The organism is Mycobacterium sp. ACS4331, from assembly GCF_001667265.1.
Lineage (GTDB): Bacteria > Actinomycetota > Actinomycetes > Mycobacteriales > Mycobacteriaceae > Mycobacterium.
This window is the reverse complement of record NZ_LZHW01000076.1, coordinates 1-12,687: the sequence shown is the minus strand read 5'-3', so window position 1 is coordinate 12,687 and position 12,687 is coordinate 1. Positions and strand designations below refer to the sequence as shown.

Genomic DNA, 12,687 nt, shown 5'->3' with positions numbered 1-12,687 from the left:
TCACAATCAGTCTGTGCACGGCAGCCCGGGGCGGCGGCAGGCCGCGATCGATGAACTGCTCGACCGCGCGGTGGCCGCAGTCAACAGCGGTGATCGTAAAGCAGCACGCGATCTCGTGGGCCAGGTCCTGGCGGTGGACAGCACCAACGCCGACGCCGAAGATCTGCTGGTCGCGCCCATGGAGGACGGCGAACTGCGCCGCCTGACCATCATGTTCGCCGACCTCGTCGACTCGACCGCGTTGTCGACCCGCATCGACCCCGAGATCTACCGCACGGTCGTGGGCCGCTACCGCGACGAGGTGCTGCGCACGGTCAACCACTACGGCGGCCACATCGGAAACACCAAGGGCGACGGGCTTCTCGCGGTGTTCGGACACCCCCGCGCGCACGAGGACGACGTGCGGCGCGCCGCACAGGCAGGCCTGGACATCACCAGGGCGATCGACCAGTTGAGTGCGCGGGTCAACCGCAGCTTCGGCTTCGAGATCGACGTTCGGGTCGGCATTCACCGCGGCCTCGTGTATCTCGACACCGCTCAGGACGACGTCTACGGTTTCGCGGCGAATCTCGCCGCCCGGATGTGCAGTGTGGCCGAACCGGGCACCGTCGCGGCCTCCGATGCGGTGGCCAGCCTGATCCGCGACAGCTTCGAAGTCGAGGCCTGCGCTCCTCAAGCCGTCAAGGGGGTCGACGGCGAAGTGGTGCCCTTTCGCGTGGTCTCCGAACGGGACACCGTGTCGGTCACTCAAGCGGGACCGATCATCGGCCGCGAACCCGAGCTGGCGGCCCTGGCCGAGCGGTGGAGCCAGACCGTCGCCGGGAGTTCGACGACGCCGAGCATCGCCTTCCAGGGTGAGCCGGGCATCGGGAAGAGCCGGATCGCGCGCCACGCGCTCACGCTGGTCGCCGACGCCGGCGGGGTGGCGCTGGAACTGGTCGGGTCGCCGTTCCACACCGATGTCGGGATGCATCCGGTTCGCAAGCTGCTCGAACGTCGCTGCCACATCCGCAGGACGACCGGGCCGGGTGAGCGGCTGCAGAACCTGTGCGACGAGGTGGCGGCAAGAGGCCTGGACGTGGACACGGTGGTGCCTCTGCTCGCGCCGGTCCTGGGCATCACACCGGACCAGGGTTACCGGCCCGCTCCCGCCGAGGGACAGCGCCTGCAGGAGCGCATCGCTGGTGCGATCACCGACTACCTCGTCGCATGCCTGGACGGCGGACCCGGGGTGCTGCTGGTGGAGGACATGCACTGGTTCGACCAGAACACCACCGCCCTCGTCGGCTCACTTCTGCACACCGCCCGCGGTCGCCTTCTGGTGGTGATGACCTCACGCGACCGCGCCTCGCTGCCCGAGGGCACCGACACCACCGTGGTGGAGCTCAAACCGCTCACATCCGGCGACACCGACCGCCTCATCCTCGCGCTGCACCCGGATTCAACGCCGGCCGAGCGGCGCGCCGTCCGCCGGCGCTGCGACGGCGTCCCGCTCTACATCGAAGAGGTGATCGCCAAGATCAAGAACTCGCCGTCGCCGATCGTCTCCGATCAGCAGGTGCCCGACTCGCTCTACGAGGCACTGTTCGCCCGGTTGCGGGCAAGCGAGCGCTCACTCCGTTTCGTCGAAGCCGCGGCCACTGTGGGAGACCACTTCGACCGTGCCGTCGTCCGTTCCGTGACCGACCTGTCCGAAGACGAAGTCGACAGTGTCATCGCCGAACTCGAAGCCAGGCTTGTGCTGCAGCCGGTGACCGAGGATGTCTGGCGGTTCCGGCACGAACTGCTCCGCGAGGTGGCTGCGGAGCTGCCACCACCGAGCATCCGGCGCAGACTGCACGGCCGAGTCGCGGAGGCCCTCACCGCGGAGGCCAGCCACGGCGAACCGGACTGGCCTCTGATCGCACAGCATTTCGAGAAGGCGCGTCGGCACGACGAAGCCGCCGCCGCTCACCAGAAGGCGTACTCTGCCGCTCGCCGGCGCGGCGCCCTGAGCGAAGCACGCAACCACCTCTCCAGTGCGCTCGCGCAGCTGAGTCAGCTGGCACCGAGTCCCGCGCGCGATCACCGTGAGGTGAGTCTGCTTCTGCGCCACGGCTTTCTCACTGCGGCCGCCGAGGGCGCTGGCAGCGCACGCGCGGCCGCGGATTTCGAGCGCTGCCTGGTGCTCAGCGGCACCGACCCGCATGCCGACGAGTTGTTCGCGACCCTGATGGCGCTGTTCACCTACTACGTGAACCGAGCCGATCTCACACGAGCCGACGCGGTGGTGCGCACGCTGCGGGTCGGCGTGGACGGCGGCCGTGACTGGTGGCGCTCGGAGAACCTCGCCGGCGCCGGGGTGGTGTGCTGGCTTCGCGGCGAATTCGAGGACGCTGCGCAGCATCTGGAGGACGCCGCCACGATGGCGACCGAGCGCGGCGACCACAACATCGAAGCCGAGTGGTTCCAGCCATTCGATCCGATGGTTCTGGGGCTGACCAGCCTGGCTCAGGCCCGTTGGGCCCGCGGCGATCTGGCGGGTGCGGACGATGCGCTGCGGCGGGCCACCGCGCGCGCAGCCGAGCTGGACTTCCCGCAGGGCCCGTTCAGTCACTGCTACGCCCGTTATGTCGAAGCCACGATCGCCGTGGAGGCGGGCCAGGCCGCCCGCGCACTCGACGCCGGCGCCGACATCAGTTCCGTTGGCGCGCAGCATGAGTTCGATCAATGGATCGCAGCGGGCGCGCTGATGATCCAGTGTGGCACCGCGGTGGCGGCGCTGCGCGCCGAGCCTCCCGACCGTGACGCGCTGACGATTCCGATCAAGATGCTGACCGGCTGGGTGACGGCGTGTCGGGCGCTTGAGACCACGGGATTCCTCCCGTCGTTCGACGGCTTCCTGGCACGGCTTCTGCTTGCGGCGGGGCAGCCGGGCGAAGCGCTGGGACGGATCGAAGACGGGCTGCGGCTGGCCCACGACACCGGAATGCACTACTACGATGCCGAACTGCTTCGGCTGCGCGCCGAAACGCAGGCCGACCCGGTGCAGGTTCGGGCCGATCTCGCGAGGGCGGCAGAGGTGGCATCACGCTGCGGCGCCAACGGTTTCGCGTTGCGTACCGCACTCGACGAGTACCGACTGCGTGGGCCCTCCACCCTCGACACGCTGCGCGCGGCCCTCGAACGGATGCCGGCCGACGGCACGTGGCCGGAGGTTGAGATCGCGCGTGCAATCCTGGCCGAGGCGGACGATCACAGCACGCGGTGAACCTCGTACTCGACCCTGCCGCCTTCGACCACGTGCCCACGGGCGACGAACGTCGAACGATTCACCCAGGAGTAACGCGGATCGCCCGTCTCAAGCCGCGGCGCCGTCCGGAAGTACTGGTCCTCGTACCGGGTCCCACCAGCGGTGGCCAGCGCTTGAGCGACGACCTCGTTGATCTCGAGCAGACCGAAGTACTGGACGAAGATCAGGGCACCGTCAACGGTTTTGAACTGCAGGCGGACATCGATGCGTCCGTATCCGTCGGCTCCGACCAGAATCCAGTCGCCCCCGCCCGAGAGCACGTCGCCCTTGAGGCGCTCGCCGGTCACCTCGCCGCCGACCACCTCGAAGCACAGCCGCTGCCCGTAGGGTCCCGGCCCGACGTCGACAGCGGGATTCAACTGCGCCCAGAAAGAGAATTCATGTGACAGCTCAATGCCCATGGCGCCCCCCACGCTCGGCTGATCCCCCCACGATAGGGCCATCGCGGCGCGCGCACTGTGACTTGCGCTAACCCTGGTTGGCGCGCCGTTCGCGGTAGGCCGCGACGTGTTGCCGATTACCGCAGTTGCCCGTGTCGCAGAACATCCGTGAGCGGTTGCGTGACAGGTCGATCAGCACGGCCGAACAGTCCGGCGCCGAGCAGGTCTTGAGGCGGCGCAGTTCGCCACCGCGGATCAGGTCGGCCAGTGCCATCGCCATCTCGGCGCCCATCCTCTGGGCCAGCGGATCGTGGATCGAGGCCAGGTGCAGATGCCACTCGGGCATCTCCGGGTGCCGGGTCAGCCATGGTGCGGCCCTGGTGTCGGAGAGCAGTGCGTTGACGGCCGCCACGGTGCGCTCCTCGTCGTCGGCGAGGGCCCAGATCTGCCCCAGCCGCTCCCGCAGCCGATGCACCTCGGCCAGCTCGTGGGCGTCCCGGTCGCGGCGCCCGGTCCAGCCGAATCCCCCGAGGTACTCGTCGAGCGCGCGCTGATCCCCGAGCTGCTCCCCCTCGACGCGGTCGCTGTTGATCAGCGCACTCGCCGCACGCAGAGTGAGCTCTGTGTCATGAGTGAAATTCATTTGACTCATGACTCCTCTCCGACCTATGGTCATGACCAAAGACGATTTTACTCATTACACGGGTCTCCCCAGGATTCCCGCAGGTTAAGGGGCCGCAATGCTGACGACAACGTCGAGCGTCAACCGCTTCCGCGTCGGACTGATGTTCGCCGTGGCATCCGCGCTGAGCTTCGGCATGTCCGGCCCCTTCGCGAAGGCGCTCATGACCGCGGGCTGGAGCCCCACGGCAGCCGTGACCGCACGGCTCGTCGGCGGCGCCGTGATGATGGCGATCTTCGCGAGCTTCGTCCGACCGGGCTGGTGGGGCGAGGCGCGGCGGCACCTCAGGACCGTGGTGGTCTACGGCGTCGTCCCGATCGCCGGCGCGCAGCTGTGCTACTACAACGCCGTCAACCATCTGTCGGTGGGCGTCGCGCTGCTGCTGGAGTACACCGCGCCGATCCTGGTGGTGGGCTGGCTCTGGGCGACCACGCGCCGGAGGCCGAGCGCACGGACCCTTGCCGGTGTCGCGGCGGCCATCGCCGGAATCACGCTCGTGCTCGACGTCTTCAGCGGCGCCCACATCAACGCGGTCGGCGTCATCTGGGCCGCGGGCTCCGCGGTCTGCGCGGCCTTCTACTTCATGATGAGCGACACCACCGCGACCGCCGCCGACGCCGAACCACTGCACCCGATCACCCTGGCCGCGGGCGGTCTGATCGCGGGCGCTGTGACCGTCGCCGCGCTCGGGCTGAGTGGAGTCATGCCGTTCACCATGACCTCGGCACCCGTCACGGTCGCCGGCTTCACGACATCGTGGGTGGTACCCGCGCTGATGCTGGCCCTGGTGAGCACCGCTGTGGCCTACACCCTCGGCATCGTCGGCGTCGCGATGCTCAAGCCGGGCTTCGCGTCCCTGGTGGGTCTGGCGGAGGTGCTGTTCGCGGTCCTGTGGGCCTGGCTTCTGGTCGGCGAGGCCATGACGCCGATCCAGGCGGTCGGCGGCGCCGTGGTGCTCGTCGGGCTCGCTCTGGCCCGCACCGGCGACCGGACGGCGGCCTCCGTGGGCAGCCCGACTGACGACATCCAGCCGACCGACGTGGTCCGCACTCGCTAACATCTTTGCTGTGACCGCACCCCGCCTCCGCAGAATCGTGTCTCTGACTGGTGCCGCACTGACGATGGCGTTCACCGCCACCGTGTTGCCGGCCACTCCCGCCCCCGTCGCCTCGGCCGACGACTGCCCGGACATCGAGGTCGTGTTCGCTCGCGGCACCGAGGAGCCCGCCGGCATCGGTCGAGTCGGGCAGGCCTTCGTCGACTCCCTGCGCGGCCGGGTCGGGGGCCGCAGCGTCGGAACCTACGCCGTCAACTACCCCGCCTCGTGGGATTTCCTCGCGGCTGCCGGTGGCGCCAACGACGCCAGTGGCCACATCCAGTGGATGATGGCCAACTGCCCCGCCACCCGGCTCGTCCTGGGCGGCTATTCACAGGGTGCGGCGGTGATCGACGTGATCGCCGCGGTTCCGGTGCCCGGCGTCGGATTCACCGCCCCGCTGCCCCCGAACACCCCCGACCACGTCGCGGCGATCGCGGTGTTCGGCAACCCGTCGACCAGGCTGGGTCTGCCGCTGACGACCAGCCCGGTATGGGGTTCGCGCTCGATCGATCTGTGCAACGGCGGAGATCCGGTGTGCTCGGGTGGCGACGACATCCCCGCGCACAGCAACTACGGCCCCGCGGGTCTGACCAGCCAGGCTGCCGCATTCGTGGCTGGCCTGCTCTGACACAAAGATTCGGTTAGCCCGTTTAGATATGTCAGGATGAACCCCATGCGTCTGATGCGAAGGACCGCCGTCGCGGCATTGTCGGGCCTGTCTCTTCTCACCGGCACGGCCGCGGTGTCGGCAACCGTCGCCACAGCGACCGCGGAACCGTGCCCCGACGTCGAGGTGATCTTCGCGCGCGGCACCAGCGAGCCCGCCGGCGTCGGCCGCGTCGGCCAGGCCCTCGCCGACCAGCTCCAGGGTCAACTCGGTGGCCGCACCGTGGGCACCTACGGCGTGGTCTACCCGGCGACCTACGACTTCATGGCGGCCGCCGACGGCGCCACCGACGCCACCAACCGCATCGCCCTGATGGCCCAGCAGTGCCCGTCCACCCGGATCGTGCTCGGCGGCTACTCCCAGGGTGCCGCGGTCGTCGACATGCTCGTCGGGGTTCCCCCCTTGGGCAACAAGGTCGGCTCGGTGGGCTCGGCTCCCCCGCTGCCCGCCAGCCTGCAGGGAAATGTGGCCGCCATCGCGGTGTTCGGCAACCCGTCGGCGAAGTTCGGGGTACCGGTCACATCCGGCAACCTGGGTGGCCGGTCGATCGATCTGTGCAGCAACGGTGACCCGATCTGCTCCGACGGCCGCAACCCGTTCGCGCACACCAATTACGAGTCCAGCCCGATGATCGGTCAGGCCGCCGGCTTCGTAGCCCGACTCGTCTAGCGCGCATTCGCTACCATTGTCGAGTGGGCTTCCACCGACGTAGCGCTGGATTCGGGGCAGGCGTTCTCGCCGTGATGTCCCTGTTCGTCGCGCCCGTGGTGATTCCACAGGCCGCGCAGATGCTTCCGAGCGCATCGGCGGCCTGCTCCGACATCGAGGTGGTGTTCGCCCGCGGTCGGCTTGAACCACGGGGTGCGGGGCAGATCGGAAACGCATTCGCCAACGGCCTGCGCTCCAAGACCGGACGCAGCGTCAACCTCTATGCGGTGAACTATCCCGCCAACAGCGAGGTGGACATCGGCGCCAACGATATGAGCCGCCGCATCCAGGATGTCGCGGACTCGTGCCCGGACAGTCGCATCGTGGTCGGCGGGTATTCGTTGGGCGCCGCGGTCGCCGACGTCGTGCTCGCAGTACCGATGCCGTTCTTCGGCTTCAAGAACCCGCTGCCCGCCAACGCTGAACAGCGCATCGCGGCGGTGGCACTGTTCGGCAACGGTATTCAGTGGGTTGGGCCGATCGGGAACTTCAACCCGGTCTATCGCGACCGCACCATCGAGTTGTGTCACGGCGACGACCCGATCTGCAATCCCACCGATCCCGAGAACTGGGAAGCCTACTGGCCGGACCATCTCGCACCCGCGTACATCAACGCCGGAATGGTGAACCAGGCCGTCGATTTCGTCGTGGGCCGCGTGTAGCGAGTCCTACAGGTCCTCGACGCTGCGCACATCGCGCGTGACGACATTGCGTGCCGCCAACTGGTCGTCCGGCGGATAGTCCACACCCACCAGGGTCAGGCCGCGCGCCGGGGCGGCCGGAAACTCGCTCGAGCGCGCGCTGGCGCCGAGCAGACCGGCGATCCAGTCCGGGCCCCGCCGCCCCTCCCCCACCGCGAGCAGGGCACCCACCAGGGATCGAACCATGTTCCAGCAGAAGGCATCCGCGGTGACATACGCGCACACCCGAGAGCCCGTGCGCTCCCACTCCAACCGCTGCAGGTCCCGAATCGTGGTCGCCCCCGGTCGATGTCGACAGAACGCGGCGAAATCGCGCAGCCCCATGAGCTCCGCCGACGCCGCGTTCATCGCCTCGAGGTCCAGTGGCCGGGGCCACGGCGTGACGAACCGGGCCTCCTGCGGCTCCACGCCGTACGGCGCCGACGACAGTCGATAGACGTAGTGCCGGCGCAGCGCCGAGAACCGAGCGTCGAATCCGGCGGGCGCGCGGCGGACGTCGCGCACCCGCACATCGGTGGGCAGGAAACGGCCCAATCGCCGCACCAGCGCCAGGAACTCCGGCTCCTCTGGACGGCGTGTGCGCGAATAGGCTTGCGGGAGAGCCTCATTCGGCACGTCCACGTGCGCGACCTGACCGGTCGCGTGCACCCCGGTGTCGGTCCGTCCCGCGGCCCGCACCACCACCGGGACACGGAACACCGTCGTCAGCGCCTCGTCGAGGACACCCGCCACTGTGCGCTGCCCGGTCTGGGCCGCCCACCCGGCGAAGTCCGTGCCGTCGTAGGCGATGTCGAGCCGCAACCGCACCGGGCGGTGGTCTACGCGCACGGTTCGACGAGCAGTGTCGTTCTGCGAGGAAGAGGCCGGGCGGTGGTCAAAGCCAACATGCCCGCCATCGGAATCGATGGCGGGCATGTCGCGACTGTCCGTTGGACTACTTGGCGTCATCCTTGGCTTCGGCCTCGGTGGTCTCCTCGGCAGCAGCCTCCGGAGCCTCCTCGGCGGCGGCCTCGGTGGTCTCCTCGACCGGAGCCTCGGGAGCCTCTTCGGCCTTCTCCTGAACCTTGGCCTGCGAAGCGGCGGCGCGACGGGCGCGGTCGGCCTCGGAGGTCACGGTCTTCTCCCGCACCAGTTCGATGACCGCCATCGGGGCGTTGTCGCCCTTGCGGTTCTCGACCTTGATGATGCGGGTGTAGCCGCCGTTGCGGTCGGCGTAGAAGGGGCCGATCTCCGCGAACAGGGTGTGCACGACATCCTTGTCGCGGATCTTCTTGAGCACCTCGCGGCGGTTGTGCAGATCGCCCTTCTTGGCGTGGGTGATCAGCTTCTCCGCGTACGGCCGCAACGCCCGGGCCTTGGGCTCGGTCGTCTTGATCCGGCCGTGCTCGAACAGCGAGGTGGCCAGGTTGGCCAGCAGGGCCTTCTGGTGCGAGGACGACCCGCCGAGGCGAGGACCCTTGGTGGGCTTGGGCATTGCGACTGTCTCCTAAATGGGGCCGGCCCCCGTATCAGGTAGGACCGGGACGGATCTCTTGCGAGATTGTTGGTTAGAGCTGTTCGGTTTCGGCGTAATCCTGGTTGTCGTCCAGGTCGTAGCCGGCATCGCCGTTCCAGGTGCCGGTGGCAACGTCGTAGCCGGCGACCTCGGACGGATCGAAGGTGGCAGGTGAGTCCTTCAGCGAGAGACCCAGCTGATGCAGCTTGATCTTCACCTCGTCGATGGACTTCTGGCCGAAGTTACGGATGTCCAGCAGATCGGACTCCGTGCGGGCGACGAGCTCGCCCACCGTGTGCACACCCTCACGCTTGAGGCAGTTGTAGGACCGCACCGTGAGGTCCAGGTCATCGATCGGCAGCGCGAAGCTGGCGATGTGATCGGCCTCGGCAGGCGACGGGCCGATCTCGATGCCCTCGGCCTCGACGTTCAGCTCACGGGCCAGACCGAAGAGCTCGACCAGGGTCTTACCCGCCGACGCCAGCGCGTCACGCGGGCTGATCGAGTTCTTGGTCTCGACATCGAGGATCAGCTTGTCGAAGTCGGTGCGCTGCTCGACGCGGGTGGCCTCCACCTTGTAGGTGACCTTGAGCACCGGGGAGTAGATCGAGTCGACCGGGATGCGGCCGATCTCGGCACCAGAGGCCTTGTTCTGCACGGCCGGCACGTAGCCACGGCCCCGCTCGACGACGAGCTCGACCTCGAGCTTGCCTTTGTCGTTCAGGGTGGCGATGTGCATGTCCGGGTTGTGCACCGTCACACCGGCAGGCGGAACGATGTCACCCGCGGTGACCTCACCCGGTCCCTGCTTGCGCAGGTACATGGTGACCGGCTCGTCCTCTTCGGACGACACGACCAGGCCCTTGAGGTTCAGGATGATGTCGGTGACATCCTCCTTGACGCCGGGCACGGTGGTGAACTCGTGCAGCACACCGTCGATGCGGATGCTGGTGACCGCTGCGCCCGGGATGGACGACAGCAGCGTGCGCCGCAGCGAATTGCCAAGGGTGTAACCGAAACCGGGCTCCAGGGGTTCGATGACGAACTGGGAGCGGTTGTCGGCGAGAACCTCTTCGCTCAGTGTGGGTCGCTGAGAGATCAGCATGGTGTTTCTTCTCCTTCTCGGCACCCGCTATTTGATGCCGGTCGGTGCTCCGCAGAGGGTCTGCGGAACGGCTTACTTCGAGTAGAACTCGACGATCAGCTGCTCGGTGAGCGGCACGTCGATCTGCGCGCGCTCGGGCAGCTGGTGCACGAGGATGCGCTGACGCTCGCCCACGACCTGCAGCCAGGACGGGATCGGACGCTCACCCGCGGTCTCCCGCGCGATGATGAACGGGTCGGTGTTCAGCGACTTGTCCTTGACGTCGATGATGTCGTACTGCGACACCCGGTAGCTCGGGATGTTCACCTTGACACCGTTGACGGTGAAGTGGCCGTGGCTGACCAGCTGGCGGGCCATCCGGCGGGTGCGCGCCAGGCCGGCGCGGTACACGACGTTGTCCAGCCGGCTCTCCAGGATCTGGAGCAGGTTCTCGCCGGTCTTGCCCGCCTTGCGGTTGGCCTCTTCGTAGTACTTGCGGAACTGCTTCTCCAGCACTCCGTAGGTGAAGCGAGCCTTCTGCTTCTCCTGCAGCTGGGTGCGGTATTCGCTCTCCTTGATCCGCGCGCGACCGTGCTGGCCGGGCGGGTAGGGGCGCTTCTCAAACGACTGATCTCCCCCGACCAGGTCGACGCCGAGGCGGCGCGACTTGCGGGTCATCGGTCCGGTGTAACGAGCCATGAGTCTGTAGTTCCTCTTTCCCGCTTAGACCCGGCGCCGCTTGGGCGGACGGCAGCCGTTGTGCGGCTGCGGGGTGACATCGGCAATGGCGCCCACCTCGAGGCCGGCGGCCTGCAGCGAGCGGATGGCGGTCTCGCGGCCGGAGCCGGGACCCTTGACGAACACGTCGACCTTCTTCACGCCGTGCTCCTGCGCCTTGCGGGCAGCGTTCTCGGCGGCCAGCTGTGCGGCGAACGGGGTGGACTTACGCGACCCCTTGAAGCCGACATGGCCCGACGACGCCCAGGCGATGACGTTGCCCTGCGGATCGGTGATCGACACGATGGTGTTGTTGAACGTGCTCTTGATGTGAGCAGCGCCGTGCGGGACGTTCTTCTTTTCCCTGCGACGGGTGGTCTTGCCGCGCTTGGCGCCCGCGGCCTTCTTCGGTGGTGCCATCGGGATTACCTAGCCTTCTTCTTGCCGGCGATGGTGCGCTTGGGTCCCTTGCGGGTGCGCGCGTTGGTCTTGGTCCGCTGGCCGCGCACCGGCAGGCCACGGCGATGCCGCAGGCCCTGGTAGCAGCCGATCTCGATCTTGCGGCGGATATCGGCCTGCACCTCGCGGCGCAGATCGCCCTCCACCTTGAGGTTGCCCTCGATGTAGTCGCGCAGCTGAGTCAGCTGATCGTCGGTCAGGTCCTTGGTGCGCAGATCCCGGTCGATGCCGGTCGCAGCCAGGATCTCCTGGGAGCGGGTACGGCCGATGCCGTAGATGTAGGTCAGCGCGATCTCCATGCGCTTGTCGCGCGGAAGATCGACGCCCACTAGACGTGCCACAGTGGTGTGTTCCTTTTCTCTGCGGAGGTTTCGTTCCCAGTCCGTTCCCGCCGCTGGCGGGGTCCGGCCTCCGTACCGGACGTGGCTGAGCGGCGAATCCGCTCAGTGGTGCTGGGAGGTCTGCATTCAGTTATGGGGTGTTGCGTGCGTCCGCGACAGCCGAAAGGTGTCAGCCCTGCCGCTGCTTGTGGCGCGGATCGGAGCAGATCACCATGACCCGCCCGTGCCGGCGGATCACCCTGCACTTGTCGCAGATCGGCTTGACGCTCGGGTTGACCTTCACGGCAGTTTCGATCCTTTTGCTCGGTTGTTCTTGGTGTGGTGCGCGGGGTTACTTGTAGCGGTACACAATGCGGCCGCGGGACAGGTCATAGGGAGAGAGCTCCACTACAACGCGGTCCTCGGGCAGGATGCGGATGTAGTGCTGCCGCATCTTGCCGCTGATGTGCGCGAGCACCTTGTGTCCGTTCTCAAGCTCAATGCGGAACATCGCATTGGGCAGAGGCTCGACCACGCGGCCCTCGACCTCGATGGCACCGTCTTTCTTGGCCATACTCTTCGGCGATCCTGTCGTCTGGTGTTTCGTATCTTCTGCTGGTTACGTGTCTTCGTGTTTCGCTAGCGCCCGTGCTCGGAGCAGCCTGCGCCCCGACTGAAACAAACGTGAGATCTCGTCCGGGATATTCCAGACTTCGTAGAAAGCACGCAAGAAGTCGGCGCGTGAAGCCGCACCGCCGATCCACGATACTCGCTCCCCCGCCAGGCTCCAAAATTGCCGTCACCGCGCGGGCCGCGGAGGTGCTTGAATCGTCTCACGGAGTTCGACGGGGAGGGGAACCACCGGTGACAGCGGTCTACGTGGCGGCGTTCGCGGTGGGTGGAATCGCGGTTCTGGTGACGCTGCTGCTGACCGATCTGGACCTCGGGGCAACCCATGACGGCCTGCCCTTCCTGAGCCTGACGAGTCTGTCGGCCGGGTTGCTCGGCGCCGGCACCGGCGGCCTGGTGGCCACCTGGGCCGGGGTGGGGCGCTCTCTTATACCCATCTGCGAGCCCCCGTGA

The 12,687-nt window shown here is 67.7% G+C and carries 15 protein-coding genes and 1 pseudogene; 6 read left to right on the top strand and 10 right to left on the bottom strand.

Annotated elements, in window-relative coordinates; all coding sequences use genetic code 11:
- Nucleotides 1-13 precede the first annotated feature (13 nt).
- On the top strand, nt 14-3,250 hold the full coding sequence (locus A5727_RS18240) for an ATP-binding protein (protein ID WP_068252691.1): 3,237 nt from the start codon (nt 14-16) through the stop codon (nt 3,248-3,250).
- Here the strand turns inward: A5727_RS18240 and A5727_RS18235 are convergent.
- Together A5727_RS18235 and A5727_RS18230 are read right to left on the bottom strand one after the other, a co-directional pair.
- Complete coding sequence (locus A5727_RS18235) at nt 3,235-3,693, bottom strand: DUF3237 domain-containing protein (RefSeq protein WP_231992155.1); 459 nt, start codon at nt 3,691-3,693, stop codon at nt 3,235-3,237. The genes A5727_RS18240 and A5727_RS18235 overlap by 16 nt on opposite strands.
- A gap of 67 nt (nt 3,694-3,760) precedes the next feature.
- Entirely contained in the window at nt 3,761-4,315 is a 555-nt protein-coding gene (locus A5727_RS18230; protein WP_068252688.1) for a CGNR zinc finger domain-containing protein, read from the bottom strand.
- A gap of 97 nt (nt 4,316-4,412) precedes the next feature.
- Between A5727_RS18230 and A5727_RS18225 the strand changes: the two genes are divergently transcribed.
- The 4 genes from A5727_RS18225 (at nt 4,413) to A5727_RS18210 (ending at nt 7,490) form a co-directional block, all read left to right on the top strand.
- Nucleotides 4,413-5,411, top strand: coding sequence for an EamA family transporter (locus tag A5727_RS18225; protein WP_068252685.1), 999 nt, complete (start codon nt 4,413-4,415; stop codon nt 5,409-5,411).
- 64 nt (nt 5,412-5,475) lie between these two features.
- Complete coding sequence (locus A5727_RS18220; RefSeq protein ID WP_068252683.1) at nt 5,476-6,081, top strand: cutinase family protein; 606 nt, start codon at nt 5,476-5,478, stop codon at nt 6,079-6,081.
- 45 nt (nt 6,082-6,126) lie between these two features.
- The gene (locus A5727_RS18215) at nt 6,127-6,789 is read left to right on the top strand and encodes a cutinase family protein (protein WP_502687691.1); all 663 of its coding nucleotides are present in this window, start codon (nt 6,127-6,129) and stop codon (nt 6,787-6,789) included.
- Nucleotides 6,790-6,863: 74 nt separating this feature from the next.
- Nucleotides 6,864-7,490: a cutinase family protein gene (locus A5727_RS18210; RefSeq protein WP_068252680.1), complete on the top strand. Its 627-nt coding sequence runs from the start codon at nt 6,864-6,866 to the stop codon at nt 7,488-7,490.
- A 6-nt stretch (nt 7,491-7,496) separates the two neighbouring features.
- Here the strand turns inward: A5727_RS18210 and truA are convergent, their stop codons facing one another.
- The 8 genes from truA to infA all read right to left on the bottom strand — a co-directional run bounded on the left by truA (nt 7,497) and on the right by infA (nt 12,178).
- Nucleotides 7,497-8,444, bottom strand: a complete 948-nt coding sequence (gene truA, locus A5727_RS18205; RefSeq protein ID WP_082949880.1) for a tRNA pseudouridine(38-40) synthase TruA — start codon at nt 8,442-8,444, stop codon at nt 7,497-7,499.
- Between the two features lie 19 nt (nt 8,445-8,463).
- Nucleotides 8,464-9,003, bottom strand: coding sequence for a 50S ribosomal protein L17 (gene rplQ / locus A5727_RS18200; RefSeq protein WP_068252674.1), 540 nt, complete (start codon nt 9,001-9,003; stop codon nt 8,464-8,466).
- A gap of 73 nt (nt 9,004-9,076) precedes the next feature.
- Nucleotides 9,077-10,129, bottom strand: coding sequence for a DNA-directed RNA polymerase subunit alpha (locus A5727_RS18195; RefSeq protein WP_068252670.1), 1,053 nt, complete (start codon nt 10,127-10,129; stop codon nt 9,077-9,079).
- Between the two features lie 72 nt (nt 10,130-10,201).
- Nucleotides 10,202-10,807, bottom strand: coding sequence for a 30S ribosomal protein S4 (rpsD, locus tag A5727_RS18190; protein ID WP_068252668.1), 606 nt, complete (start codon nt 10,805-10,807; stop codon nt 10,202-10,204).
- Between the two features lie 24 nt (nt 10,808-10,831).
- A complete protein-coding gene (rpsK, locus tag A5727_RS18185) occupies nt 10,832-11,245 on the bottom strand; it encodes a 30S ribosomal protein S11 (protein WP_068252664.1) in 414 nt (137 codons plus the stop codon).
- A 5-nt stretch (nt 11,246-11,250) separates the two neighbouring features.
- Nucleotides 11,251-11,625: a 30S ribosomal protein S13 gene (gene rpsM, locus A5727_RS18180; RefSeq protein WP_068252661.1), complete on the bottom strand. Its 375-nt coding sequence runs from the start codon at nt 11,623-11,625 to the stop codon at nt 11,251-11,253.
- Between the two features lie 169 nt (nt 11,626-11,794).
- Entirely contained in the window at nt 11,795-11,908 is a 114-nt protein-coding gene (rpmJ, locus tag A5727_RS18175) for a 50S ribosomal protein L36 (RefSeq protein WP_003879483.1), read from the bottom strand.
- A 48-nt stretch (nt 11,909-11,956) separates the two neighbouring features.
- The gene (gene infA / locus A5727_RS18170; RefSeq protein ID WP_003418601.1) at nt 11,957-12,178 is read right to left on the bottom strand and encodes a translation initiation factor IF-1; all 222 of its coding nucleotides are present in this window, start codon (nt 12,176-12,178) and stop codon (nt 11,957-11,959) included.
- 290 nt (nt 12,179-12,468) lie between these two features.
- Between infA and A5727_RS18165 the strand changes: the two are divergent.
- Nucleotides 12,469-12,651: pseudogene (locus A5727_RS18165) on the top strand (hypothetical protein); the annotation flags it as partial.
- Nucleotides 12,652-12,687 lie beyond the last annotated feature (36 nt).